Source organism: Mesorhizobium sp. M0239 (genome assembly GCF_040321815.1).
In the GTDB taxonomy this organism is placed as follows: domain Bacteria; phylum Pseudomonadota; class Alphaproteobacteria; order Rhizobiales; family Rhizobiaceae; genus Mesorhizobium.
Genome location: NZ_JAMYSG010000049.1, coordinates 1 through 26,170, shown reverse-complemented (window position 1 = coordinate 26,170; position 26,170 = coordinate 1). Strand labels below are relative to the sequence as shown.

The following is a 26,170-nucleotide window of genomic DNA, read 5'->3' as shown; positions in this document are numbered from 1 at the left end:
TAGCCACCTTGCTGCAAACCTGCAAAATGAACAGCGTCGATCCGCTCGACTGGCTCTCGCAGACCTTGACCCGCATCGCTCAAGGATGGCCGGCATCCGAGATCGAAATGCTCATGCCTTGGAACTTTAGGCCTGACGTTATCGGCTGACCGCTTACTCTCAATCACGCTGCCGAGGAAATCAACACGCGCCGCGGCCGAGTGGTTCAGGCCAGGATCAAATTCGTCGTCGTTTCGGCGAAGGTTCGTCAGCCAAGCACGAAAACCGGCCTCACGCACAAGATTCCTGACGGTCCCCGCTTTCGCTGCAGGCGCACCGGTCGAGCGGCCATGCGAATTCTGCACAGTGCTGGGGGACCATCAGCGGTTCAACAGCTCACGGGCGAGCATTCCCAGCATGGCGATCAGCATGACCTTGTCAATCCAGCGATAGAAGCGCCACTTCACCTGTTTGCGCTCGTGCGCGAACAACGCTGGCCGCGATCATCATCACGATCAAGTCGCCAAGCCGGTGCGTGGCGTTCGCAGCACGCGGATCAGGCACCGCGCCGAAATAGTTGTCAAAACTGGAAATGGCAGTCTCTCCTACATTCGACTGCCTGCCCAAAGAATCCCCTCCCAAGCCAACTTCAAGTCCCAAAAAGCCATATGCGATTCCCTTGGGTCGAATGGGGTGGATCTTGATCTCCGCATCTCGATCTCACCGTCGCCCTCGATGGAGACAACTGCCTCGAAGTGGTTCTTGTACCAGATGCGGGTCTCGCTATTCGGAAACATAGTTGTGATATGAAAAGAGAATCCGACTCCGTGCTGACTTAGGGCTAAGACTCATAACCAGTAGCTGACGGTTGCAGCGATGCAGACGGCGGTGAGGAAGTTGCGGGCGAGCCGATCGTAGCGAGTTGCGATGCGACGGAAGTCCTTGATGCGACAGAACATGCGCTCAATCGCATTGCGGTCCTTGTAGAGAAAGGGCGAGAAACAATTCTTCCATTTTCGGTTCGCCTTGGGCGGGATATTGGCGAAGGCGCCGCGTCCGCGAACCTGCTCCCGGATGGCATTGCTGTCATAGCCTTTGTCGGCATGCAGGATTGGCGCCGCCGGCATCTGCTCGATCAGCAGCGCCCCGGCAGTGCAATCGGCGACCTGGCCGCCGGTCAGGAGAAAGGCGACCGGCCGGCAGAATCCATCCGTCAGGGCATGGATTTTGGTAGTCCGTCCGCCTCTCGAGCGACCGATGGCCTGATTTTGCTCCCCCCTTTGCCGCCGGCCGCACAGCGATGCGCCCTTACCGCCGATGAGTCGATGAGAAGCTCGGCCGGAGGCCCGCCGGCGTTGGCAAGAGCATGGAAAATGGCACTCCAAACGCCCTTGGCCGACCAGCGCTGGAAACGGTTGTAGAGGGTCTTGCGCGGTCCATAGACCGACGGAGCGTCGACCCAGCGTCCGCCGCTCTTCACCACATGAATAATGCCGCTGATCACGCGGCGATCATCGACGCGCGGCTTGCCTCGGGTGTCGGTCGGCAGATGTGGTTCAAGCAACCCAAACTGCTCATCGCTGAGCCAGAAATATTCGCGATTCATGAGTGGTCCCCCTCAGAGACCCGTGAATCACAATCCCGCCGTCAGAGGAACTCCTTTTATGGGTCCGGACCCTAGGAGAAGGCAAATGCTCAGTTCTCGCGGGCAACTCGTCTGTCGGACTGCTCCGCTCCTCTACTGTCCTGATGCTCAAGATCTATTCTCCATAGCTTTTTTGTGCACTCGTGTCGGCTATGCGCTCATGGTGCGCAGTTCCAAACTCTCAGTCCCTCGGGCCATGAGCGCGCATCACAGGGAATTTGCCAGTCCCGCGCAACGATGAAATCTGCCGTGGCTGCCGTGTCGTATCAACCGAGTCATAGATCATACCAATGTCGGAGCGGTAGGATATGCCGTGGAAGTGTATCTTCTCAATATTGCCATAGGCATGGTGGATCGCCTGTGCATAGTTGTCACCGATGCCAGTTACATGCAGCACGCGTCCGCCGGCCGTTACAAGGCGGTCCTCGGCATCGCGGCGGACATTGGCGAAGAACAGACGGGAGTTACGGCGGTCCAGCGTCTCAAGTCCAGAAATAGGGAAGCCGACCTCGAAATCTCCATACGGCCATCCCGGGTAGCGGATCGCGCGGCCGTCCTCGTCCACTCGCAACGTTGACCCTTGTGCGGCCACCACATTGCAGTAGCATTTATCGTCTGTCTCGAGAGACATAGAGCTAAGGGTACCCAAAAGGACGCCTTCGCATAGCTGGACGAAGTTGCTCTGCACTTTGGGCAGGACGGCTTGGGCTTCGGAGTCGCCGAATCGGACGTTAATTTCAATGACCTTGATGCCGTCGTCGCAGAGCATGGCGCCGATAAAGAGGAAGCCTGTGTACTTCAAGCCTTCACCTAGAATTGCTGCTCTTAGAGGCTCTAGAAGCTGGGTCTGTATCTCACGGTAAAGCGCCTTGTCCGCAAGCGGATGTGGGGAGAGCGAGCCCATCCCGTCGCAATTAACGCCCTTGTTACCATCGTCGGAGCGCTTATAGTCCAGGGCCGCCGGAAACATCAGAAACTCTTTTCCATCGAAGAGGGCGAAGATTGATATCTCTACTCCGAAGAGGCGCTCCTCAACGACGATACGGTTTCCAGCATCCCTGTGTGCCCGCGTGAGCATGATGGTATCGACGGCTTGAAGTGCCGATGCTTGGTCGCTGCATACATAGGCGCCGTTGCCTTCGCATAGCCCGTCCGCCTTGACGACAACATCATAGTCGAGCCCGCGGATATAGCACTTGGCGGGTTCGGGCCTGTCGAACACGGCGAAACGGGCCGTCTTCACGTTGTAGTGTTGCAGGAGCGACTTCGTGAACGCTTTGCTTGCTTCAAGTCGAGCTGCAGCACGATCTGGGCCAATTGTAGGGATTCCATTCGTTTTCAAGAAATCCACATAGCCCGTGGAGAGCGCGTCGATGTGAGAGACAAAGACGAAGTCTATTGCACGCGCTTGGCAAAAGCGTACTGCAGATCCCGGATCGCTTAGCGAAATATCGGGCACCGGGCAGATGCGCTCGTCAGCAACCGACGGGTTTCCCGGCCCATAGAAAACCTGTACCGAAGGGTCAGTGCGCTGGAAGAGATCAGCTATCGCGTGCCCTCTCCCTGTAGAGTCGATGAGCAGCACATTGCGGCTGGGATTGGACATGATCCTGAGCTCCTTCGGGCGATCGTTAGCAACGGCGACAACTTCTCCGACGGCAGTATCGGACGAGGCAGTCATCGCCTGGGCCTACGGTGGCATTGGCGGACGAAGCAAATGCTTGCCCATGCTCGCCCTTCGACCGACGCCTTGCAGCCCGTGATGAGCTGATCATCCTCGACGAAGTCGTTCCATTCGGCATCCAGGGGAACCCCCGTGCCGCCTCCGTTCGCGTTTCATGATGAGAACGTCTCAAACATCGTGCCAATTGCGACGAGGGAGCGTAAGAAACTTTTTGAGTTTTTCAGTGACTTTGACCGGGTGCAGCAGAGTGCCAGGCCAACAATGTGTCGCGGCTTCAACAAACACGACACTAGAGCACGTCCGGTTTAATCCGAGTCATAGCCTGCGGCCTTGAAATAGTTCTGGCATTCGGCTGGGGTGAAGAGGTCGACGAGCGATTCGACGGCGGTCCACAGGGCTGTGATTGTCCTCTCGGCTTTGGCTCGCATAAGAGCCTTGAGTCTTGAGAAGGCATTTTCGATTGATGGTGGTTCTTAATCGCGGCTTGGGCGTCAAGTATCTATCGCGTTGATACGGCGCTGCCGGGTGCATGGTTGTCTCTTCGCGGTCGGCCTCGGCAGCCGCCGGCGGGGACATCACGAGTTCCGCGTTGATAGCCGCCCGAGAACTCGTTTGGGGTGGAGTCGACTAAGCCATCTTCGTTACCCCACTCAAAGCTGGTGCCGTCAACCCAAATGCAGTGAAGAAGAACGGCGATCTTCCATGCGACCGCCACCTTTGCCTTCTTCAAACCGATCCGTCTCGACAGACGTATCCCCCAGCTTTCAGCGTAGACCATTTCTTCGTCCGGTGCAGGAGCACGCTGGCCGCCTCGTACAGGTAGGTTAGCAGCAGTCGATCGCCCCAACGTGAGACGCGGCCATTGATATCCGTTTCACCGGACTGCTTTCGTCGCGGCGTCAGGCCGAGATAGGCTCCCACGTTGGCGGCCGAGCGAAAGCGCGAGGGATCGTCGATCGTGTGGCGGAAAGTGAGCGCGGTCACCACGCCGATGCCGGGGACTGTCGTCAGCCGGCGTGTGAATTTCGTCTTCACGAGCGAGATGCCGGACCTGCCGATCAAGCTTCTCCTGTTCACAGCAGGCCTGCTCATGGACAGACAGAAGCGCCTGAACCACAGGGCGAAGCGGATGGCCGTCAGCAACTAGTTTCCCAAACCTTTCGCCGGAACTGTGACCCATCGATCGACCGAACTGCAGCCCATATTCCTTCAGCATGGACCGTGTCTGATTTTCGAGATCGCGACGGATCTCGACAAGTCTTGACCGTGCGACGAGCATGGACCGGGTGGCCTGCCTCTCTGCGCTCTTGACCTTCACTTCCCGATACCAGCCGACGCGAACCAGTTCGGCCAGGCCGCGGGCATCGTTCTCATCGCTCTTGTTCATTGGGACTGAAAGCGCTGCCTTTGCATGCCGAGCATCAAGGCAGACGACTGGCAACCCGACCCTTCTCAGCTCGTGCCAGAGCCAGCTGGACATGGCACCCGTCTCAATCCGATGCGCTCGGCGTGAGGCGCACGTTTACGCAGCAACTCCGTCAAGGTTCCCGGGTCGGACTTCGCCTTTCCCTGGAACACCGTCTTTCCAGCATCATCGAACACGCAGACGCTCGTCTCCCTCTGCGACACATCCAGTCCGACATATTGCTTCACTGCGGCCTCCTTGATCTCAATGGTCGGCGGCTTTTGCCGTCAGCCGAGTCTTCGTTTAAAGGAGAGACGGCAGCAATTACGTCATCGTTTCCAAAACTGCACGCCGATTCACAGTTTGGCAGTCACCCAGCTGAACAAAAGGCGCGGCAGCCCTTGTGCATGGCGCGAGGTGGGAACACGCTTTGCTTCGCGGATTTTCACCAGCCACCGATAACAGATCAACGCTTGAAGAACTGTGGCCCCTTCTTCTCATGCCAGCCTCTCTGCGTGGGGATAGAGGAGCCGATGGTGGCGCAGATCCTAGGCGCCGGCCGACCGGCATTCACCGCATGGAGGCTGGGAAGGCTGATGTCCCCTGTTCAGTCCCTCGCTTATCTAAGAGAGGAGAGCCTTTCCGGGGATGACCAATCATTGGCTCACCCTCTGATTGACCAATGGTCCTGATAACCACAATCAAGAAGGTCGCGGGCCTTCAGCAGCGAGAGAGCAGACCGGGTTAACCTCACAGGCCCGCAAACCTGGCCAGCACAGGTGTCAAGAAGCCCATTTCATCATCCTTGAGGAGCAACCGCATGCTTTCCCAGTTCGTCGTCGTACCCTCGGGCCTGGCTGTTTCTCCTCATTGCAATCCCCTGAAAATCACGATTCACCTGTTACGCTGCCGTGTTGACTGTGCTGGCGAGGACGCTATCGATAGCGTCCTCGAGGATGTCGAGACCTCGGCCAAGCTGATCCTCTCCAATGACGAGAGGTGGAAGGCACTTCACGACCTCGTCTTTGGGACCAGCGGCCTCGAGAATAAGGCCATTCTGAAAGGCCGTCCTGATGACGTGACCCGCAACGTTGCCAGACTTCAAATCAATGCCCCGCATCATGCCACGACCCTTGGCTGACACTCGATCTGGACCATACTTCCGTGCGATCTGATCAAAGCGGCTTTTCAGCAGATGGCCTTTCTCCCTGACGGACGCTGCCAAGCTGTCTGTCCGCCAGAAGTGCTCTAGGGCTGCGCGCGCGGTGACGAAAGCGTGGCAATTGCCGCGGAACGTCCCGTTGTGCTCTCCCGGCTCCCACTTATCGAGTCGTCGATCAATAAGGACGAGGGCCATAGGCAGGCCATAGCCCGATATCGATTTGGCCATTGTGACGATGTCCGGACGGAGCCCCGCTTCTTCGAAGCTGAAGAATGCATCGGTCCGGCCAATACCCGCCTGAATGTCGTCTACGATCACCAGAGCTCCGTGTCTGTGCGCAATGGCTGCCACTTTGCGCAGCCATGCCGTTCCGGCGACGTTGAGGCCGCCTTCGCCCTGAACTGTCTCGACAATAACCGCCGCCGGAGCGTCCACGCCGCTCGAGGGATCCGAGAGCAAGCGATCAAGGTAATCGGCGGTATCTACAGCGGATCCGAGATAGCCGTCATAGGGTAGTCGCGTGACGCCGCCGAGCAGCTGACCGGCGGCAGCGCGGTGATATCGGTTGCCGGTGCAGGAGAGAGCGCCAAGGCTCACACCATGAAAGCCGTTGGTGAAAGCTACGATGTTGGGCCGACCAGTGATCTTGCGCGCTAGCTTGAGGGCAGCCTCGACCGCGTTGGCGCCGGTTGGACCGGGAAACTGCACGACGTAGTCTAGTTGTCGCGGCCTAAGGATCGTCTTGTGGAATTCTCGCAGAAAAGACTCCTTGGCTTCGTTATACAGATCGAGGCCATGGGTGATGCCGTCGCCCGCAATGTAGTCTGCGAGCGCGGACTTCAGCTCGGGGGGATTGTGCCCATAGTTTAGACTTGAGCAACCCATGAGAAAGTCGAGATAGGGTGTTCCATCTCGCGCAAACAGCTGAGCCCCCCGTGCCCTCGCGAAGACTACGGGAAAGCTGCGAGCGTAGTTGCGCACTTCGGACTCAAGATGGTTGAAGATCGCGAATTCGTTCTCGCGATCCGGTGCACTTTGGTTAGTCATCGTTGCCTCCTCATTTAGGTTGGTAGGCAGACCGGCGGGAATCAACGGCTTCAGAGCGTGCGAAGGAACAGCGCGGATGGCTGGCTCGGCGCCGTAGGCCGAGAACCAGCCAACCACCGCCCCGGCACGCTCAGCGAGCTCGCATGTGCAGCCGATTCGCGATATGAATCTCCGTCGGTTTTCGGAATGCCACTCGGGGCACCTGGACATTGCATCGCAACGTGAAGCTCTGGCTATCACTGCCCATTCGAATCCTCCAGGCGAACCCCAGTGACACCTCGCCTCGCGTCTCACGATAGGACCCTCTCAAAAATCATGCCAATAGCGGGAGGGAGCGTATAAAATATCTTTTCGGGGTTGTTCAGTGACTTGCCCGGAGTGCAGCAGACTGCCAACAAACACAATGTGTCGCGGATTCAACAAACACGACACGCCGCCGTCGGTGCTTCGATGCGGTGGTCCGCCGGCAGGAGCGGTGGGCCGGCGCTTGGCGGGTACGCGTGGCGCTTGCGACGACCGCGGTAACGGCAAAGCAGTCTGGCCGGGTCGAGGATCAAGCGGCCCTGCGCGATGCCCTTCTGCTCACGCGACCCGGAGATGAGGTTGGCCCCGCTGGCCGGATGGCTGTTGGCCTGGCGTCGGCTGACAGCCCGGCCCGCCCAGTATCTTCTGACGGAGAAAAACCTCGCCGCGAAGAGGTCGGCTACCACCGCGGCGATGAAACGGTCGGGGACCTTGCGGGCAATCTCCGTCAGCTTGGGGCCGGTGTCGGCACGGTCGCAACGCTGACCGGCGCCCGCCGTTCTCTCTCCAAAACTTTTTGCAGAACCTTCAGCACACATCTCTACGGATGAACGGAATACCTCGGATCCAGAGCGCGCGAGCCTTTTGTCGCCAACGCCGTCGCTGAGGTCAGATCGGCATGTTGGCGAGCGATTGAGGCGGTCGGCTCCGTCCTGTCGAACAGCCATCTGGCATACATCTGGTTCGGACGTCGAATGGGCCGATCGGACGAATTCTTGACCGGCTGCTTACAGTCCACCTGTCTGACCCTCAGCCGGCTCTGCCGTCGAATATGGCAAGGTCGGCACATACGGGTCGCACGTCCTCCGAGCTCGCACCCTTTGGCGGAATGAAGCAATTAGGAATTGGTCATGAGGGATCATGTCACGATCTCGAGAATTATCTCATCGAATCAGCATTTGATCACTTGATGGCGCTCACAGATGGCAGGCACTGCCCGCGTTCTTCGCTACGGGTCTAAGGCCGGTACCTCTTCTGGGTTAGCGGGCGCGCGAGCGTGGCAGCTTGGCTTTAATGGCGTGGGCATGTTTGGATGGCTTGTGAATTCCAGCCAGCAGTCGATCCCGAAAGTTTCCACAGTGGCAAAGAGAACATCTCCACACAAGACGTTCCGTTCTCTATGGTCGGCTGCACTTGTTTCAAACCTCGGCACCTTGGTCGAGGGCGTGGCTGCTGCATGGCTGATGACCAGCATTGCCACGTCGCCTGGCATGGTGGCACTCGTCGCTGTTTAAGGTGACGGTTCAGCTTTCGGTGCCGCGGTGGGCCCTGTCCCTGTATTAGACGGGCCACATATGGCGGCATGGCGGCGGGCAGCTGGATCTGGGGTGAATTGGCGGACATCCAGGGTGTTGCTGGCTCATCGGCATTTTTCTTCGCCAACCGGATTTTGAAACGCTCAATCTCGACCCAACCAATAAATTCAGCGAACCGGCGCTGCAACTTGACCTGCGATCGCGAAGCGGACCGATCATGGTGATGGTTGACTATCGCATTGATCAGAAAGATGTTCCAGAATTCCTCATCGCGATGACGTCGTGGCGAAAAGCCCGACTTCGAGACGGGGCCAGGCAGTGGGCGCTGTTGCGAGACCTTGAAAAGCCAGAACTATGGACCGAGTGTTACCACGTACCGACATGGGTCGAATATTTACGCCATCACCAGAGGCAGACCCATGCCGACCCTGAAATCGCGGCATGTCTGGAAGCACTGCGCCGAGGCGATTGCCCGCCCAAAAGTCCATCACAAGATCGAACGACAGACTGTGAGGGTGCACGACGATATGCCGCTCAAGCCTCACTTGGATAGGATTTGAGCGAAACGCCGCAAACGGCGTCCCACGTATGCCAAGCTGAATATGTGATGCTTGCGGCGATCGAAAGAGATAGGAGCATCAGCGTAGCGCCGCCATCAGGCGGGATGCGGACCGACAGCCCGGCGGAGGGCGCCGATTGATCAATCGAATCGGCTCACTTTATCCGCTGACAGCTGACATCATCCAAATCGGATTGTTCACGGTACGCGTTTCAGCACGCGCCCGGATTTCCATCTGGAGAAAGCCTTCGACGCCGGCCAGTTGAAGTTCTTCTCTGACTTGCAGGCCTTGAGCGAGCGCGATGCCTTGCGGCGTTATCTGGCGCCGCTACAAAAGGCCGAGTGGGTCGTCTATGCCAAGCCGCCCTTCGCCGGACCCGAACAGGTCCTCGACTACGTCGGCCGCTATACCGACCGCGTCGCCATTTCCAACAATCGCCTCGTCGCCATCGAGGACGGCAAAGTCACCTTCCGCTGGAAGGACTATCGGCACGGCAGTCGGCAGAAGGTCATGACCGTCGCGGCCGACGAGTTCATTCGCCGCTTCCTACTACACGTCCTGCCCGAGGGCTTCCATCGCATCCGCTACTACGGCGTCCTCGGCAATCGCTACCGCGCGCAAAAGCTCGCCTGCTGTCGCGACCTGCTTGGCATGCCGGTCCCCTTGCCGGCGGACAGCCGATCCGCAAAGGACTACCGCGACCGCTACGAGGACCTCACCGGGCATTCCCTCAGGCAATGCCCGGCGTGCCATCGCGGGCAGATGATCATCATCGAAACATTCGACGGCGTCACCGGAAGCCCGCCATACCAGGACACGTCATGAAGCAGGGGCATCGCCTTCCTTGTCAGCAGCATCGCCGGCCGGCTCGGAAGCCAAACTGAGCCGGTCCCGCAAAAGTGTGCGCCGTCATCACCGGCAACCTCTCCCAGGCAGGGCGCGGCGCCGATCCTCATATGCCGGACCGATATCCGTGGTGCTTTCAGCGCATCCGACACCTGCAATCGCCCGGCCGCGTGGCACAGACGGTCTCCTTTCATCGGTGGCGCTTCATTGAACGCCCATAGCGGACCACCCGTGCCGGCGGCTTAGTCAAACACGTTTTTAGCTAACCGTCGCGATCCACCGCAGTGCGCTCCTGCCACCCGCCTTTCAGTCGCGACGCCAAGCTAAAAACGCTCTGCAAAATGTCCCGGTGAGCTGCGCATAATCATAGGGTGCGCATAATCGCGCTTGGACTAACCCGCTCCGCGATTGCGGAGCGGCAAGGAGGGTGAGTGCCGACAGCGTGATCTGATCGCGTCGTCTGTCGCGCTGGTCATGTGTCCACAACAAGCTCCGGCTGCGTCAGCACGGGGTGGCTGCTTGCAGCCCCCTCCATCGGACAAAGGAGCTTGTCATGACCCAACTTCGCCAGCGCATGAGCGAGGACATGCAGGTGCGCAACTTCGCGCTCAACACCCAGCTGTCGTATCTGCAACAGGGGTCGCTGTTCGCCCGTTATTTTAGCACGCGAGGACATTCGGACCTATCAGGTCTATCTGACCAACGAGAAGAAGCTGGCGTCTGGTTCGATCCACACCGCCATTGCGGCGCTGCGCTTTCTCTACAAGGTGACGCTCGAAAGGGACTGGGCGCCTGAAGAGGTCCTGCCGCTTCACAAGAAACCACAGAAGCTGCCGAACATCCTCAGTGCCGAGGAAGTTCAGCGGTTCCTCGGTTGCATCCTCGACGTTAAACACCATGCCATTCTGACCACGTGCTATGCCGCCGGCTTGCGCATCTCGGAAGCGGTTCAGCTGAAGCCCACGGACATCGACAGCCAGAGAATGGTCATCCGCGTCGAGCAGGGCAAAGGCCAAAAGGACCGCTAGCGCACCATTCAACTGCTGCTCGGTCACCGCAGCCTCGCGACCACCGCCCATTACCTGCGGATCGCCACCAACAGGGTCTGCGCCACCTTGAGGCCCTTCGAGCTCTTGCCGCGTCCGGCGCCCACCGTGCCGCCGCCCGTCAAGCCGCAATACTTCTGAGCGGCGCGGCAATGGCCCGCTCGGGGCCGGAAGTGCAGATATCTTCCGCTGCTACGGAGAAGCCTATCGCGAGCAGCATGATGCGTCGCTGTCGACCGCCCAGCGCGGTGTCATGACGGCAATCGAACTGTGCCGGACCGCCGCGCTCGGCGGGCACGTCGAACATGTGATCAATGCGGCCACCGGCGCATCGCCTTCAACAGCTGCCGCGATCGCCATTGCCCCCGCTGCCAATCGCTGGCCCGCGCACAATGGCTGGAGGATCGTCGCGCCGAGCTTCTCGACGCACAGTACTTTCACGTCGTCTTCACGCTGCCGGAGCCATGCCGCCATCGTCTATCAGAACAAGGCGCTCGTCTACAGCCTGCTCTTCCGTGCCGCCGCCGAGACCCAGCGCACCATTGCTGCCGATCCCAAGCACCTGGGTGCCGAGAATCGGCTTCTTCGCCGTACTGCACACCTGGGGCCAGAACCTGCTTCATCATCCGCATCTGCATTGCGTCGTCGCCGGCGGCGGCTTGTCTCGCCACGGCGAACAATGGATCGCCTGCAAGCCGGCTTCTTCCTGCCGGTCCGGGTGCTCTCACGCCTGTTCCGCCGCTTGTTTCTGCAGCATGCGCGACAGCGCGGCTTCGCCGATATCGAAGTCATCGACGACGATCTCGGCCGATCAGCAAGCGGAACAGTGGCGCGCCCCGGCTTCGATCGGCTGGTTGCATGGTTGTGTGCGGGCAAGATCGGCGCCGTATTGTGCCTGGACGCGTCGAGGCTCGCACGCAATGGGCGGGACTGGCATCATCTGCTCGAGTTGTGTGGACTTGTCGAAGCCCGCGTCATCGACCACGATGGCGTCTACAACCCCTGCCTGCCTAATGATCGTCTGCTCTTGGGCATGAAGGGAAGCATCAGCGAGTTCGAACTGGGCGTGCTGAAGGCACGGATGCTCGAGGCCGCCAGGTCGAAGGCGCGCCGGGGGGAGCTGCGCCTATCAGTACCGTTCGGGTATATCTGGCATCGCGAAGCCGGGCTTGGGCTCGACCCAGATATACGGCTACAGGAGGTAATCCGGCTCATCTTCGCGCGCTTCCGTGAACTCGGCAGCGCGCGCCAGGTGTTGTTGTCGATAGCGGCAGATCAAATCCACTTCCCGCGGCCTTCTGATGAGGGCCGCATGACCAGCTTCGTCTGGCTGCCGATCCGTTATCGCAATGTCATCGCCGTTCTCAAAAACCCATTTTACGCAGGTGTTTACGTCTATGGCAAAAGCGAAAAGCGAACCTCCATTGTCGACGGACGAGCCCGGCGAAGCTACGGGCATGGCAAGCCTGTCGGAACCTGGGAGGTGATGATCAAGGGTCATCACGAGGGTTATATCAGCTGGGATGAGTACGAGCGAAACCAGAAGCAGCTGGCACTCAACAACTACGGTCGCGCCGGCGGTGTAAAATCGGGCCGCGGCGGGAAAGCGCTGCTGTCAGGCATCATGACGTGTGCACGGTGCGGGCGGCGACTGAGCGTTGCCTATACCGGAAATCCGCAAAGTCGACCTGTCTATCGCTGTGACAAGCCAAACCTGATGATGGGCTTGCCCAAGTGCATGGCCTTCGGCGGCCCACGGGTTGACGCGGCTGTTGCGCGTGAGCTGTTGCGAGCGGTAGAACCCTTGGCGATCGAGGCCGCGTTCGAGGCGGAGCGGATGCACCGGGAACGACAAGATGATCAACGCCAGATCCTCGATCTGGAACTTCAGCAGGCCCGTTACGAGGCCAATCTTGCTGAGCGCCGCTACGCTGCCTGTGATCCCGACAATCGCCTGATAGCTGCGCAGCTAGAGAAAAGCTGGGAGACCACGCTGCGCCGCTTGCGGGATCTTGAAACCCGCCAGCCTACTGGCAGGCCACCGGCCATTGAGGTCGATCCCAGTGCCTTCGCCAATATGGCAGAAAACCTGTCAGCAGCCTGGAATGGACCTGATGTGACGATGCGTGCGCGCCAGCAGTTGCTACGAACCTTGATCGCCGACATCATCGTCGATGTCGACGACGCGGTACGGGACGTCGTGCTCATGATCCATTGGCGGGGCGGCCAGCACTCAGAACTGCGGGTTCGCAAGCCTCGAGCCGGCGAGCACGGTTGCGCGACGACCGAAGACGCTTTGGCGGTGATGCGCCGCATGGCCGGTCGCTGGTCTGACGAGCATATCGCCGCATCGCTCAATCGAATGGGATTACCCACTGGACGGCGCACCGCGTCTCTTCCGTTCGGCGCGTGCGAGGAATCCATGCCTATCGATCCGCTGAAAAAGACGGTGAATGGCTCACGATGACCGAAGCAGCAAAGGCCTTAGGCGTCACAAACCACGCGATACGGCGCCGTGCCCCCGCGCCGCTCAAGGCCGTGGCCTGAGAACAGCGGTTACCCAGGAAGTTCGCCAAGCCGGTTTAGAAGCCTTGACCATCAAAATAAAGACGCTTCGAACAGTCACCACGCCTTCCACGAGAGGCGAATACCGCGCCGCCGGTCGGCTTCTGACGCAGGACATCATGCGCAAGCACAGAGCCCCTCAACTCCTTGTCCGGGATCCCGCAGGCCAAGTACACGCGCACGCCGGCCCCCGGTCCCAATTATGCCACCTCAACCGCCCGAACAACCCGAACAAGACGTGTCTGCCACTTGGTTCAATCCCAAGCCTTCTTAGCTGAGACACGGCTCTGCGTGATTACTTTGGATCGGCGCTTAAGGGACCTGCGCCAAAACTGCCGCCGCAGGCGAGGGCGGGTATACGAAACCCGCGCGCCCTCGCGCGCGACTGAAATTGGTTTGTTTCGCTGCAGCTCAGCTGGATGCGTCGTCCACCTCCCCTAATCAAGGCACGACATTGAAATGTTCGAGGAGATAGTCAGTCAAAGAGACACTGAATGTTGTGGGCAACAGTACATTGAACTCGTCGACTTCAGAACGGTCAAGCAAAACGTTGATGTGATGGATTGCTGTTTGAGCGAAAGACCCAACCGAAAAACATTTCTCCGACAGATCAAGCGCAACGACTCGGCTAAGAAAACTGACAGCACCAGGACCGTTTACCTGCACACAAACCCTCGAATCCGAGAGTTCTAGCGCCGCTAATTGTTCATCGTCGTCGAACTTGATAGGGCTTCCTGACCGAACCAGGGCGCGGTCGGGTGCAATCCGCCATACGATCACCGAATCTTTGCGAAAGGCTTCGCGGCAATCTTGAGGCAGTACCAATTCATACCTACGAAGCGCGTCGCTAGCAGCCTGTTCGAATTTCTCCCAACCTGCAACTTGCGTTAGATAATTCACTTCCGCTTCAGTAATGGTCACAGCGAGGCCGTCACTTGTCGTACCGCTCACCGGCAGCTGAAATTTATTAGCCATTCTGACGGTGTCCTTCCGGGTCGAAGAAATGATGTGAGACGACCTTCGCGTCCCACGTTTCGTTGCCAACAAAATCCACTACCCGGACTGTTTCGCCATAGCGTTCAGGTCCGCGCGACAGAAGAGCGAGCGCGATGTTCTTTCTAAGCGCCGGAGAGTAAGTCACGGCAGAAACCCATCCCTCTCCATGGCCCTTGGTGGGAGCATTCATTGCATATAGAATCGAGCCTGCCCGCGTACTGGAATCTCCATTAGTTTCTAGCCCCACCAAGGAAGGCCGTGACGGATCCTCAAGTACCGAACGCTTTCGCAGAACCGAGCCGACAAACGGCTTCTTGCTCGAAGCCAAGCCCTCCAGACCGAGATCCCGTAGCGTTGTCCGCCCTTCGATCTCGGACCCTGTAATGTGACCCTTCTCGATGCGAAGGGTGCCCATCGCCTCGAGACCATACGGCATTAGATTGTAGGGTGCACCGGCCGTAACTAGAGCCTCCCAAATCTCTCGACCGCGTTTAGCTGGAATGTAAAGCTCATACGCAAGCTCGCCAGAAAAGCTCATACGATGCAGACGGCAACGTACTTCAGCAATTGTGACATGAGTGAAGTGGTTACTGGATAGCGCCTCGTTGCTCAACTCTGAGCCCGTGATGGCAGCCAGAATGGCTCGAGATTTCGGACCGGCGATCGCGATTGCAGACCATTGATCGGTGACCGACGTAACATGGACTTTGAGGTCTTTCCACGCGGTCTGGAGCAGGTACTCCAATCGGGCCAGGACCTTAGCGGCATTCGCCGTCGTGGTCGTCATGAAGTAGACGTTATCGCCAAGACGTGCCGTGACGCCATCGTCGAACACGAAGCCATCCTCGCGCAGCATGATGCCGTAGCGCAGTTTACCGACTTGAAGTGTCTTGAAGCCGTTCACGTAAACACGGCTAAGGAACTCCGCCGCATCAGGTCCCTGAACCGCTATTTTGCCAAGCGTGGAAACATCGACAATGCCGACATGTTCGCGCACGTGCGCGGCTTCGCGAATGTAGGCGTCGTTTATAGTTTCACCCGTGGCGGGGTAGTACCACGGTCGCAGCCAAGCTCCCGCGTCGATCATTTCTGCGCCGTTGTCCTCATGCCAACTGTGAATAGTCGAGAGTCTAGTGGGGCGAAAATGTAGACCGTGATCATGACCGACAAGTGCGCCTATCGCCACCGGGGTATAGGGTGGGCGGAACGTCGTTGTGCCAACGGAGGGTAAAGAAAGTCCGCGCAATTCGGCCATGCGGGCAAGTGCGTTGAGATTTGAGGTCTTTCCCTGATCCGCGGCCATACCGGACGTCGTATAGCGCTTAAGATGTTCGACCGAAACGAAACCTTCGAGATGCGCTTGATCAATGTCGGCTAGTTTTACGTCGTGCTGGAAATCAACGAAAGCCTTACCAGGAGTGCTGCCGTCGGCGTTAGTTATAACGGTCGCAGCAACGAGATTGCGTCCCCAGAAATCAGCATGGCCGAAGAGTGCGGGTTCCTTTCCAACGGCCCCACCTGCCTTATGGCCCTGCGAGAGCGAATCCCTGAGTGACGGTGATCCGACCAGCGAGCCGACGCATATGAACGCCCCCTTTTCCACCGGAGGAAGGAACGCGTCGAGGCTCTTGTCGTATTGCGGCTTAGCAAAGCGCTGGCTCCAGAGATGCAGCGCTGGAGCCCAGCCGCCGGATACCGTCACAAGGTCACAAGCAATGCGAGTTCCGCGGCCTTTTGCCTTCCCTTCTGCGGTAACGGGCACAATATGTGCAGCCCTGACAGCTTTGCCGCCACACACCTTCAAAACCGCGTGCGCTGGGCGCAAGTCAATCCCTGCCCTCTTCGCGGTTTCTCCGAGTTGGGCCGGGAGATCACTCCGCAGATCGCAAATAGTTACTTTTGCGCCAGAATTTGCGAGTTCAATCGCGGCGGTGTAGGCGCTGTCGTTATTTGCAGCCACGACGATCCGCTCGCCGGCAAAGACAGCGTATCGATTAAGGTAAGTGCGAACAGCAGAAGTGAGCATCACTCCAGGAAGGTCGTTCCCAGCGAAAACCATCGGGCGTTCGATCGCACCTGTTGCCAAGATGGCGCGTTTGGCACGCATAAGCCAGTAGCGCTGTCGAGGAAGCCCGTTCAAAGGCGCGAGCACGTGATCCTGCACACGCTCCACGAGCCCGAAAACCTCACAGTCATAAGCACCAAACGCAGTTGTTCGCGTGAGGACACGAACATTCGGGAGATCATGGAGCTCCGCATGGGCCTGAGCCAGCCAAGTATCGGAGGCTGTACCGACAGGTTCGCTCAACAGCGATCCGCCAATGTCACGGTCCTGCTCGACGAGCACGACATTATGGCCCCTGCGCCCAGCTGCAAGAGCAGCGGCGATCCCCGCCGGACCTGCGCCAACGACCAAGAGGTCGCAAAAAGCGTTGATCTTTTCATATTGGTCCGGATCCGGGAGCGTCGTCGCACGGCCCGTGCCGGCCGCCTTACGAATGAAGCCTTCGCAGAACATCCAGAATTTGGTTCCGCTAAACGGGCCAATGAAAGTCTTGTAATAGAAGCCCGCGCCGAAAAAACGCGACATGAGCCCGTTGACGGCTCCAACATCAAACTGAAGACTCGGCCAGGCGTTTTGTGGCGTCGCAGTGAGACCCTCAAAGACCTCCACCATGGTGGCCTGTGCATTGGGCTCCTGACGATTACCATCCCGAAGATGGACGAGCGCGTTTGTTTCTTCGACGCCAGCTGCGACGATGCCACGTGGACGGTGATATTTGAAGCTGCGCCCAACAATCTGCTGACCAGCGGCAAGCATAGCGGACGCCAAAGTGTCGCCGGGATGAGCCGGCAGAGACCTGCCATCGAATTGAACGCTAAGGCGACGGTTGCGATCGATCCGCCCGCCGGTTGCGAGACGCCGCGCAGTCATACCGCCACCTCACGCGCCAGAACAGAGCTGAACATTTCATGCGTCAACGTATCGCGCTCAACCACAATCCACTGCCTGCAACCTGCGACATGGTGCCAATACTCCTTATGAGGTCCGCGGGGGTTCTCACGGATGAAAACGTAATCATGCCAAATTTCTGGATCGGCCACGTTCATATCGGGCCGGCGGATAGAAGCGTCTTCGCCGTAAGTAAACTCGGTTTCGTCCCGCAGCCCGCAGACCGGGCAATGAATTCTCAACATGATTAGACCTCAATGCGCCTTGGGATGCGGGCCAGCGCCCGCTTCATCGATCTGGTAGCCGCGCGCGAAACGCTCCAGCGTGAATTCTGCGTTATCGGGGTGCGGTTCTCCCTTGGCGATGGTCCATGCGAAACAGTATCCAGAGGCTGGCGTTGCCTTGAACCCGCCGTAGCACCAGCCGCCATTCAGCCACAGGCCATCGACAGGCATTTTGCCAATGATAGGAGAGCCATCCATCGTCATGTCCATGGCGCCCGCCCAATGGCGTAGGAGCCGCAAACGGGACAGCGAAGGCATCAACGCTTTGGCGCTTTGCAACGTATGCTCGATAGTTGGAAGCCCGCCCCGTTGAGCGTATGAATTAAATCCGTCGAGGTCGCCTCCGAGAACAAGCCCCCCCTTGTCGGACTGACTTATGTAGAAATGTTCAGCTCCGAAAATAATCACGTTATCGACAAGTGGCTTCAACGGCTCGGTGACAAAGGCTTGAAGGACGTGCGTTTCAATCGGAAGCCGGAGCCCAGCCTTGGCTGCAAGATGACTTGTGTGGCCTGCGACAGCGAGTGCGACCTTGTTTGCGCGGATGGAGCCACGTGTTGTCTCAACTCCAACAATTTTACCCGTATCCCAAAGATAGCCGGTAACTTCACATTGTTGGATGATATCCACACCTTGCTTGTCCGCGGCGCGTGCAAATCCCCAGGCGACGGCGTCGTGCCGCGCCGTTCCTGCTCGACCCTGATAGGCGGCGCTGTGTATCGGAAAGCGCGCATTTTTTGAGTAATCTAGGTAGGGAAGCCGCTTCATGGTCTCGGCACGGTCAAACAGCTCGGCATCGATGCCATTGGCTCGCATGATGTTGGTGCGCCGTCGGGCCAAGTCTGCTTGCCCCGGTGAATGAGCCAACAGATAATATCCACGTCGCGACATCATCACATTGTAGTTCAATTCCTGGCTTAAATTTTCCCAGAGCTGCATCGAGCGCTCGTAAAATGTCGTGTTGCCTGGCATCATGTAGTTTGAGCGGACAATAGTTGTGTTGCGGCCTGTGTTGCCGCCACCTAACCAACCTTTCTCCAGAACGGCTACATTGCGCACGCCATGCTCCTTGGCGAGGTAGTATGCTGTAGCAAGACCATGACCGCCCCCACCGACTATCACCACATCGTAGCTCGGCTTCGGTGCAGGATCTCGCCACGCGCGTGACCAATGTTTGTTGTCACTCAACCCGTTTCGTAGGATCGACCATGCAGAATAGTTGCTCATACAAACTCCCAGCGAAAACCCGCCTGCGGGCTCAATTTTTATCATTCAGTCCAGCGTAATACGCTGATGCCGCTGCAATCCTAAGTGGATCCTACGAAAACCAAGTGCTGTATGCTGAGGTGACGGCCTTTGAACATACGAGTTGCCCGGGCAAAACAGCCATCGCCAGCATATCTAGGCAGTGATCAGCGTGCAGAGGTCAGTCACAAACAGCATTAAAACGCCAACTGCCCAATCCATAAGACGCTTGATGCAGTGATATTAGCCCGCGCACTGCGTAGCGTAAAGCTCAGCTCTGCGTAACAAATGCCATAATTCTTGAGCATATCGCGCGTATAGAATGCGCAAAATGTAAGACGCCGTCGACGCACCTAAGGGTCGTGTCCCATCAGGTGGTGTAGCTCGGCGGTAGCGAAGCCGCTCACGAGCGCGCCGTTAGTAGCGCTGTAGCGAGCGAGCGGCGTGTGGGTGGTCATCGGCGCTTTCCGGTAGGGTTTGGTTGTTGACGCCAACCTATTTCGGAAGGACCACCGATGACCGACGACATGATGAACCTGCGCACGCTCGTGGAGAAGACCCCGGATGCCGATCTGCTGCGGGAGATGATCGGCTTTGCCGCCGAGCGACTGATGGAAATGGAGGTGGGCGCGGCCACCGGCGCCAGCTATGGCGAGAAGAACCCGCTGCGGCTCGCCCAGCGCAATGGCTACCGCGACCGGGACTGGGAGACGCGGGCCGGCACGGTCGAGCTGCGCATCCCGAAGCTCAGGAAGGGAAGCTACTTCCCAGGTTTCCTCGAACCGCGCCGCATGGCCGAGAAGGCGCTAACCGCCGTCATCCAGGAAGCTTATGTGCAAGGCATCTCGACCCGGTCGGTTGACGACCTGGTCAAGGCCATGGGTATGAGCGGCATATCCAAGAGCCAGGTCTCGCGGCTGTGCGAGGAGATCGACGGGAAGGTGAAGGCCTTCCTCGATCGGCCGATCGAGGGCGATTGGCCATACCTGTGGATCGACGCCACTTACCTGAAGGTCCGCCGCGGTGGGCGGATCGTCTCGGTCGCCGTTATCATCGCCGTCGGCGTCAACGCGGACGGCCGGCGCGAGGTACTGGGCATGGAGATTGGCACCTCGGAGGCCGAGCCGATCTGGACAGAGTTCCTGCGCAAGCTGACACGTCGCGGCCTGCGCGGCGTCAAGCTCGTCGTCTCCGATGCTCACGAAGGCCTCAAGGCGGCCGTCACCAAGGTGCTGTGCGCGACATGGCAGAGGTGCCGCGTCCACTTCATGAGGAACGTGCTGGCCCATGCCGGCAAGAGCGGCCGCAGGGTCGTCTCAGCCTTCATCGCCACCGCTTTCGCCCAGGAAACGCCCGAGGCCGCGTCCGTACAATGGCGCGCCGTCGCCGACCAGATCCGGCCGAAGGTGCCGAAGCTGGCGACAATCATGGACGACGCCGAGCCCGACGTGCTGGCCTACATGACCTTCCCCAAGGAACATCGCGCCAAGCTCCACTCGACGAATCCGATCGAACGTCTCAACGGCGAGATCAAGCGGCGCACCGAGGTCGTCGGAATCTTCCCGAACGACGATGCGATCGTGCGCCTCGTCGGCGCAATCCTGCTCGAACAGAACGATGAATGGGCAGTGCAGCGGGCCAGATATATGACTCTGGAAACGATCAACCAGATGAGCGATGATCCCCTGATCAGCCTGCCAGCCGTGGCGCGCTGATCAGCCCGGCCCATGCCGGAGAGCACGGCGACTAATGCCGCCAGCTACACCACGCCGCGGGACACGATCCACCTAAGTCATAACCTCGATGGCGATGATCATTGGGCATCGACGCATAGGTCTTGAGGTCGCGTTCATTCTCGTCGCAACCAGAGCGTGATCAAGGCAGGCGTTGCTGCGAGCGTAAAACTGGGAACGATGATCGCCGAGTATGAGCCCTGAGGCGAAACCTCGTATCCACGAATCTCTTCGCGAGGTCGCCACAACAGCTTCGAGTTCTCAGGAGAGCTCGGCGGATTCCATGTCTTGAAAATGAAAGAGAGTCGAGGGATTGTGCGGCAGATGTCGCGCCGCGCTCGCCAGATCGAATGCAAGAGTGTTTCGACCTCCCATGTGTAGTGTGGAAACTCCCTTCGCACATCCATGAAGCCGATCACAGATTAATCAATCGAGACATGGCAGCATCGAACCATGGCAGCGTGGAGGCAGAAACTTGAGACGATTTACTATGCGACAGACTCGACCATGACTCCGGTTGAGTTCACGATTTCACGTCAAGTTTGACCTGCCACGGGTAATTTCCTCCATCTGAGATTAGAGTCCGGCCTCGATTGAAGGACGGAAGAGAAAGCGGTTTACGGAAGAGCAGATCATCGCGGTTCTGCGTGACGGGGGCAGGCGGGCGACCTGGCGCGCAAGAGGCCCAGCTCCGGCGGTTCCCGCTGCGATAAACCCCAGCGAAAGGGCCAAGATAGCTCTAGATACTATTGATTTTATCATGACCGTTCCCTCTTTGTTACGCGCCCAGTTGCGCGTTAAGCAAAATTGATAGTAGGTCCCTTCATGCACAGCGTAAAGTTACTATCCTTGCCTGAATGTCGTTATATTTGGACGAAGTGCTCACGTCGAAAACGCAGAATGCACGATTTGGATGCAGATAAGTGTTCAAGACGTTCGGATCAAAAGCATGCTTCCATTCTCGTTACGGAACGCCCTGGACCAGGAACCTGGGACAAGATGGCAACTCAGTCGCAGTTCTACCAACCCAACTTCGTTTCTAAAACGAGAACGGCCGCGAACAACTCTGAGGCTAATCCAAGCCGAGCGCGTTTGCCGCTGGACTTGCAGGTAAAAAACACATTGCACTCAGGAAGGGCTTAAGCGAAGCCGTTGATATGCGTGGAGGAACCGATGGACGATTTTGATAGACAACTCATTGCCCAACTTAGAGTCGATGGCAGGGCGCCGGTGGCGGTCCTGGCTGATAAACTGCAGGTCTCGCGGGGAACAATACAGAAGCGCTTGGACCGATTAGTCTCCACCGGCGCGATACGTGGGTTTACCGTTCGGACCCGACAGGAACTTGATGAGCATGTTTTGCGGGCCGTAATGGGAGTAAGAACCACGACTTCAAGTGCGAAACCCACCGGGTTGATCAAGGCTCTTCACGGAGTTCCGGAAGTTGTTGCTCTTTACACAACGAACGGCGCTTGGGACTACATCGCGGAACTCCGCGCTGCGAATCTTCCAGACTTGGATCGGGCGCTAGGTGCAATTCGGCATATCGAAGGTGTTGCCACGACCGAAACGAGCATCTTGCTTCGCTCTGTATAGGTGCGTTTTAGAACGGGAGCGCTCAATACGGTCAAATTAGCACTACTGGTGAGCACTATGTTGGCCCCATAACGGTCAATGAGCGATCACTCTCTGTGCTCTCTGTCAACGTAGAGATCGTGAAAGTGACTTAAGGCATCAACACCGTCTCTCACACACTAATGTGCGAGAGACGGTGTTGATGCACGAGGAATTGATCCGCCAAATTTAAGCCCGGCCTGCCTACTGTGGGAGACCTATATGACTTGTCCCGCACTCGCACTTTGGGCGGAAGCGTTCGTCGCGAGATGAGGGTGCTCGGGTAGCTGCTTACCTCCTAAGTCCTGAGCGCTGCGTACTAACCGCAAGGATATAGGTCAACGAGTGAGCATTCCGCCGCTCGCTTACTAGCAGAATGCGTATCTTTTTGCGCACTTAGTTTGCAAAAGTTAGCTGTACGCTGAGCATGGGAGACCTGTACCCTTATGGGACTGTGTTTATCGGAGGCCCATATGAGCGACCAACAATTTTCACCAAATCGGCTCTTGGAAAATGCACTAAGCGAAGAAGCTGTGCTACGCATCAACAAAGCGGTGGAAGATGCATTTGAGGCACAAGTATTATTCCTTCAAGAGCTAGTGCGTTCTGCCTCGTTGCGAGGACAGGAAAAGAAAGTTCAGGAGCTTGTTGCGGCTGCGTTGGAGAAGCGCGGGTACGATGTACAAAGCTTCGGGATTGACCAGGCTCTTGTCGGGCAGGATCCTGCTTTCTCACCAACAACTTTCAACCTCGATAACTCGAGGATCGTTGTCGGATCTAAGACGCCGCGCTCCGCTACCGGGAAATCTCTAGCGCTCAATGCGCATGTCGATGTCGTACCGGTCGGCACAAATAAACGCTGGAAACACGAGCCCTTCTCTGCAACCCGCGAGGGGGGCTGGCTATACGGGCGGGGTGCCGGCGACATGAAAGCTGGCCTCACGGCGAATCTTTTTGCACTCGACGCACTGTCCGCCGCGGGCTTTTCACTGAAAGGCCCCATTCAAATCCAGTCAGTTATTGAAGAGGAGACTACCGGTAACGGAGCTGCTATGGTGTTAGCCAAAGGGTTTCGAGCGGACGCTATCCTCGTATCCGAGCCTACGGGAGAAAAACTGGTAAGCGCTAATACGGGAGTAATGAAGTTTGCGGTCACGGTCCAAGGTGTGCCAGCGCATCCAATGGAGGTTTCATCCGGCAAGAGCGCTATTGATATCGCGATACGCGCTATCGAACATCTTCGCGAACTCGAAAACGAGTGGCTAGGTGAACGCGGGAACGCGGGACCTGAATTCCGTGACGTCGATAACCCAGTCGCTCTCACAATCGGCACAATATCGGGAGGCGAATGGCTAGCATCAGTCCCTAGCGAGTGCCGGTTCGAAGGCCGAATTGGCTTTTACCCTGGCGAGTCAGCGAATGACCGCGCGTCGAAGTTTGAACGCTTTCTTATCGAAGCTTTCCGCAACGATCCATCGTTGTCGGATTGCCATCTTCCCGAAATTGAGTGGGTAGGTGTCAAACAAGGTGGATACTGCTTGCCGCAGGGAAGCGAAGCCGAAGCTCTCTTGTCCGAAGTGCATAAAGGGATTGACGGGCTAGATCGGGATCTTGAGCGTTTGGTTATGCCTTGCTACCTGGACGCCGCAGTGTTCACGCTGCACGGACGAATGACTAGTCTCGTTTATGGACCAACAGCTGAAAACTGCCATGCTCTTGACGAACGTGTAAATCTGGCTTCGCTCAAACGCGTTACTAAGGCAATTGCTCTCTTTGCAGCAGGTTGGTGCGGCGTGGAACAAAGGGCGTAGAACATCGCTCCCTCTGCTTCCCGCCGTCACAATCGATGTGTCGGCGGGAGCGCGAGTGGCTGCGCGCCCAAATGTCAGATATTCATAGCAGTCGACCAAGCTTAGTGACGCGAAGAAAGTACGCAGCAAAATACTGCCCGCGTCTCTATCGATCAGATGAGAAAATTTGATTTGGATAGAATATTCGACAATAACAATCGACAAACGAAGAAGTTCAATACTGTGGGCTCGAAAATTATGGCTCGTCGTCTCGATCGTTTTTGCGAAAAAGCTGCACAGAGAACGGCTATAAGCATGATTTTTGCGCCGGGCTGGCGGCAATTGCCGCATTCCGCCGCGTAGTCAGGGATAAAGTGTTTGAGAGTGACGCCTACTTAAAGCACTTACTGAAGTCACGCGAGGGCTGCGTGCATCAGACTTTCAATAAATCGCGAATGGGAATCAGCGTAATGGATATCGCACAAATCGCAGAAAAAGACCGCAACACAGTCCTACATCCGTTCACGCAGTTAAAGGACTTTGCGACCGGCAAGTTGGGTGAGCCGACGATTGTCGAGACAGGCAAGGGCATCCGCATTCAAGACGCCCATGGCAACCAGCTGATCGACGGCTTTGCCGGCCTCTACTGCGTCAATGTCGGCTACGGCCGCACCGAAGTCGCCGAAGCAATCTCTCGCCAAGCTTATCGTCTGGCCTACTACCACTCCTATGCGGCACACACGACCGACGAACTCGCGATCTTATCGGACCGCTTGGTAAAGATGGCGCCCGGTAAGATGAGCAAGGTGTTCTACGGCATGTCCGGTTCGGACGCCAACGAGACCCAGGCCAAGCTCGTCTGGTATTATAACAACCTGCGCGGCAAGCCGACGAAGAAGAAGATCATCTCACGCGAGCGCGGTTACCATGGCTGCAGCGTCGTCTCCGGCTCGATGACTGGCATGAGCTTCTACCACGATCACATGGACCTGCATCCATGATGTCGCGATTGCCGAGCAGGCCCAAGCGCCCGCCTCGCGCGACTTGTCCGCCCGTATACGCTTCCGGCAGATTGCCGATCGTTGCGGTTAGGGGCAGGCCGCCCAGCCCCACCACCACGATGCGCTCGAGCACCGTCATGGAATGTTCGTTTCATTGTTGATAGGTTACTCATGTTATTTAGCAAGACCTCCTGACCACCCTCACCCAGCTCTCGCCAGGCAAGGCAAAACGTTCTTGGTCCTTGGCGTGAGGGACTTGGATGAGGAAATCTGTTGGGCTGTTCGCTGCGCTGGCCGTGATGGGCCAGGACGCCGCTGCGCAGGAGTCGACGGCTGATCGTCTGATGAAACTAGAGCACGTCCAGCCATCGATGAATCGTAAGCGGTGTTCTCAGGCCACGGCCTTGAGCTCGGGAGCCGGGATGTAAGCCCAAGGCAGCAGGTCGTCGATCTGGCTGTTGGGGTGGCCGTTGACGATCCTGGAGAGGACATCGGCGAGATAGCCGAGCGGTTCGACATCGTTGAGTTTGCAGGTTTCGATCAGCGAGGCGATGACTGCCCAGTGTTCGGCACCGCCGTCAGAGCCTGCGAAGAGCGCGTTCTTGCGGTTGAGCGCGATCGGACGGATCGAGCGTTCGACGGTGTTGCTGTCGATCTCGATGCGGCCGTCGTCAAGGAAGCGCGAGAGGCCTTGCCAGCGCGAGAGCGTGTAGCGGATCGCCTCGGCGAGCTTTGTCTTCTGGCTGATCAGACCGAGTTTCTCGCGAAGCCAGGGCTCGAGATCGATGACGATGGCGCGGCTTTTGTCTTGACGCATCGCACGACGCTCGTTGGCCGATCGGCCACGGATGTCATCCTCGATCTTGTAGAGTTCGCCAATCCGTCTGAGCGTCTCGCTGGCGATCGGCGCTGGTCCGGACACGGCCAGTTCATAGAAGCGCCGGCGCACGTGTGCCTTATCTGTTGCACAAGATAATGCAGAGCGTTTTTAGCTTGGCGTCGCGACTGAAAGGCGGGTGGCAGGAGCGCACTGCGGTGGATCGCGACGGTTAGCTA

At 57.9% G+C, this 26,170-nt stretch carries 14 protein-coding genes and 10 pseudogenes; 12 read left to right on the top strand and 12 right to left on the bottom strand.

Annotated elements, in window-relative coordinates; genetic code table 11:
- The coding region (locus NKI99_RS31865; RefSeq protein WP_352613426.1) for a transposase domain-containing protein at positions 1–149 on the top strand (149 nt) is incomplete at its 5' end.
- A gap of 268 nt (positions 150–417) precedes the next feature.
- Here the strand turns inward: NKI99_RS31865 and NKI99_RS31860 are convergent.
- The 7 genes and pseudogenes from NKI99_RS31860 to ectB form a co-directional block, all read right to left on the bottom strand.
- The gene (locus NKI99_RS31860) at positions 418–606 is read right to left on the bottom strand and encodes a hypothetical protein (protein ID WP_352613424.1); all 189 of its coding nucleotides are present in this window, start codon (positions 604–606) and stop codon (positions 418–420) included.
- Positions 585–809 (bottom strand): annotated as a pseudogene (locus NKI99_RS31855) (ectoine synthase); the annotation flags it as partial. The gene NKI99_RS31860 and the pseudogene NKI99_RS31855, both read right to left, overlap by 22 nt.
- Positions 810–827: 18 nt before the next feature.
- Positions 828–1,585 (bottom strand): annotated as a pseudogene (locus NKI99_RS31850) (IS5 family transposase).
- A 220-nt stretch (positions 1,586–1,805) separates the two neighbouring features.
- Positions 1,806–3,230, bottom strand: coding sequence for a phosphoribosylamine--glycine ligase (gene purD / locus NKI99_RS31845; protein WP_352613422.1), 1,425 nt, complete (start codon positions 3,228–3,230; stop codon positions 1,806–1,808).
- A gap of 383 nt (positions 3,231–3,613) precedes the next feature.
- Positions 3,614–3,769 (bottom strand): annotated as a pseudogene (locus tag NKI99_RS31840) (IS630 family transposase); the annotation flags it as partial.
- Between the two features lie 182 nt (positions 3,770–3,951).
- Positions 3,952–4,961: pseudogene (locus NKI99_RS31835) on the bottom strand (IS110 family RNA-guided transposase); the annotation flags it as partial.
- Positions 4,962–5,614: 653 nt separating this feature from the next.
- Positions 5,615–6,922 carry a diaminobutyrate--2-oxoglutarate transaminase gene (gene ectB, locus NKI99_RS31830; protein WP_352613420.1) on the bottom strand — a complete coding sequence of 436 codons (1,308 nt, stop codon included), beginning with the start codon at positions 6,920–6,922 and terminating at the stop codon, positions 5,615–5,617.
- Positions 6,923–7,377: 455 nt separating this feature from the next.
- Between ectB and NKI99_RS31825 the strand changes: the two genes are divergently transcribed.
- From NKI99_RS31825 to NKI99_RS31800, 7 genes and pseudogenes are all read left to right on the top strand, one after another.
- Positions 7,378–7,776 carry a DUF1403 family protein gene (locus tag NKI99_RS31825; protein ID WP_502905566.1) on the top strand — a complete coding sequence of 133 codons (399 nt, stop codon included), beginning with the start codon at positions 7,378–7,380 and terminating at the stop codon, positions 7,774–7,776.
- Between the two features lie 372 nt (positions 7,777–8,148).
- Positions 8,149–8,460 (top strand): MFS transporter, encoded by a 312-nt coding sequence (locus NKI99_RS33920; RefSeq protein ID WP_502905565.1) that lies wholly within the window; start codon positions 8,149–8,151, stop codon positions 8,458–8,460.
- Positions 8,420–9,041, top strand: a pseudogene (locus NKI99_RS31820) (MFS transporter); the annotation flags it as partial. The gene NKI99_RS33920 and the pseudogene NKI99_RS31820, both read left to right, overlap by 41 nt.
- Before the next feature lie 234 nt (positions 9,042–9,275).
- Positions 9,276–9,866: pseudogene (locus NKI99_RS31815) on the top strand (IS91 family transposase); the annotation flags it as partial.
- Positions 9,867–10,440: 574 nt separating this feature from the next.
- Positions 10,441–11,074, top strand: a pseudogene (locus NKI99_RS31810) (tyrosine-type recombinase/integrase).
- An 11-nt stretch (positions 11,075–11,085) separates the two neighbouring features.
- Positions 11,086–11,993, top strand: a pseudogene (locus NKI99_RS31805) (IS91 family transposase); the annotation flags it as partial.
- Positions 11,967–13,400, top strand: a complete 1,434-nt coding sequence (locus NKI99_RS31800; protein ID WP_502905567.1) for a recombinase family protein — start codon at positions 11,967–11,969, stop codon at positions 13,398–13,400. The pseudogene NKI99_RS31805 and the gene NKI99_RS31800, both read left to right, overlap by 27 nt.
- 539 nt (positions 13,401–13,939) lie before the next feature.
- On the opposite strand, the gene NKI99_RS31795 is transcribed toward NKI99_RS31800, so the two are convergent.
- The 4 genes from NKI99_RS31795 to NKI99_RS31780 are packed head-to-tail and all read right to left on the bottom strand — an operon-like array spanning position 13,940 to position 18,958.
- Positions 13,940–14,473 carry a hypothetical protein gene (locus NKI99_RS31795; RefSeq protein WP_352613418.1) on the bottom strand — a complete coding sequence of 178 codons (534 nt, stop codon included), beginning with the start codon at positions 14,471–14,473 and terminating at the stop codon, positions 13,940–13,942.
- Positions 14,466–17,429, bottom strand: coding sequence for a sarcosine oxidase subunit alpha family protein (locus tag NKI99_RS31790; RefSeq protein WP_352613416.1), 2,964 nt, complete (start codon positions 17,427–17,429; stop codon positions 14,466–14,468). The genes NKI99_RS31795 and NKI99_RS31790 overlap by 8 nt, the downstream gene beginning before the upstream one ends.
- Complete coding sequence (locus NKI99_RS31785; protein WP_352613414.1) at positions 17,426–17,692, bottom strand: sarcosine oxidase subunit delta; 267 nt, start codon at positions 17,690–17,692, stop codon at positions 17,426–17,428. Before NKI99_RS31785 ends, NKI99_RS31790 begins: the two co-directional genes overlap by 4 nt.
- Positions 17,693–17,701: 9 nt before the next feature.
- On the bottom strand, positions 17,702–18,958 hold the full coding sequence (locus tag NKI99_RS31780) for a sarcosine oxidase subunit beta family protein (RefSeq protein WP_352613412.1): 1,257 nt from the start codon (positions 18,956–18,958) through the stop codon (positions 17,702–17,704).
- 533 nt (positions 18,959–19,491) lie between these two features.
- On the opposite strand from NKI99_RS31780, the gene NKI99_RS31775 reads away from it, so the two are divergent.
- From NKI99_RS31775 to NKI99_RS31760, 4 genes and pseudogenes are all read left to right on the top strand, one after another.
- Positions 19,492–20,691 carry an IS256 family transposase gene (locus NKI99_RS31775; RefSeq protein ID WP_352613410.1) on the top strand — a complete coding sequence of 400 codons (1,200 nt, stop codon included), beginning with the start codon at positions 19,492–19,494 and terminating at the stop codon, positions 20,689–20,691.
- Positions 20,692–21,882: 1,191 nt separating this feature from the next.
- On the top strand, positions 21,883–22,305 hold the full coding sequence (locus tag NKI99_RS31770; RefSeq protein WP_352613408.1) for an Lrp/AsnC family transcriptional regulator: 423 nt from the start codon (positions 21,883–21,885) through the stop codon (positions 22,303–22,305).
- A 491-nt stretch (positions 22,306–22,796) separates the two neighbouring features.
- Positions 22,797–24,134, top strand: a complete 1,338-nt coding sequence (locus NKI99_RS31765; protein WP_352613406.1) for an ArgE/DapE family deacylase — start codon at positions 22,797–22,799, stop codon at positions 24,132–24,134.
- Positions 24,135–24,583: 449 nt separating this feature from the next.
- Positions 24,584–25,105: pseudogene (locus tag NKI99_RS31760) on the top strand (aminotransferase class III-fold pyridoxal phosphate-dependent enzyme); the annotation flags it as partial.
- Positions 25,106–25,505: 400 nt separating this feature from the next.
- Here NKI99_RS31760 and tnpC read toward each other — a convergent pair.
- A pseudogene (gene tnpC, locus NKI99_RS31755) lies at positions 25,506–26,069 on the bottom strand (IS66 family transposase); the annotation flags it as partial.
- Between the last annotated feature and the right edge of the window lie 101 nt (positions 26,070–26,170).

What these genes read in the sequence shown, in the direction of transcription:
- NKI99_RS31800 (WP_502905567.1), top strand. Translation starts at nt 11,967, where the DNA reads ATGAAGGGAAGCATCAGCGAGTTCGAACTGGGCGTGCTGAAGGCACGG.
- NKI99_RS31780 (WP_352613412.1), bottom strand. Translation starts at nt 18,958, where the DNA reads ATGAGCAACTATTCTGCATGGTCGATCCTACGAAACGGGTTGAGTGAC.
- NKI99_RS33920 (WP_502905565.1), top strand. Translation starts at nt 8,149, where the DNA reads ATGGCAGGCACTGCCCGCGTTCTTCGCTACGGGTCTAAGGCCGGTACC.
- ectB (WP_352613420.1), bottom strand. Translation starts at nt 6,922, where the DNA reads ATGACTAACCAAAGTGCACCGGATCGCGAGAACGAATTCGCGATCTTC.
- NKI99_RS31785 (WP_352613414.1), bottom strand. Translation starts at nt 17,692, where the DNA reads ATGTTGAGAATTCATTGCCCGGTCTGCGGGCTGCGGGACGAAACCGAG.
- NKI99_RS31770 (WP_352613408.1), top strand. Translation starts at nt 21,883, where the DNA reads ATGGACGATTTTGATAGACAACTCATTGCCCAACTTAGAGTCGATGGC.
- NKI99_RS31790 (WP_352613416.1), bottom strand. Translation starts at nt 17,429, where the DNA reads ATGACTGCGCGGCGTCTCGCAACCGGCGGGCGGATCGATCGCAACCGT.
- NKI99_RS31765 (WP_352613406.1), top strand. Translation starts at nt 22,797, where the DNA reads ATGAGCGACCAACAATTTTCACCAAATCGGCTCTTGGAAAATGCACTA.
- NKI99_RS31795 (WP_352613418.1), bottom strand. Translation starts at nt 14,473, where the DNA reads ATGGCTAATAAATTTCAGCTGCCGGTGAGCGGTACGACAAGTGACGGC.
- NKI99_RS31775 (WP_352613410.1), top strand. Translation starts at nt 19,492, where the DNA reads ATGACCGACGACATGATGAACCTGCGCACGCTCGTGGAGAAGACCCCG.
- purD (WP_352613422.1), bottom strand. Translation starts at nt 3,230, where the DNA reads ATGTCCAATCCCAGCCGCAATGTGCTGCTCATCGACTCTACAGGGAGA.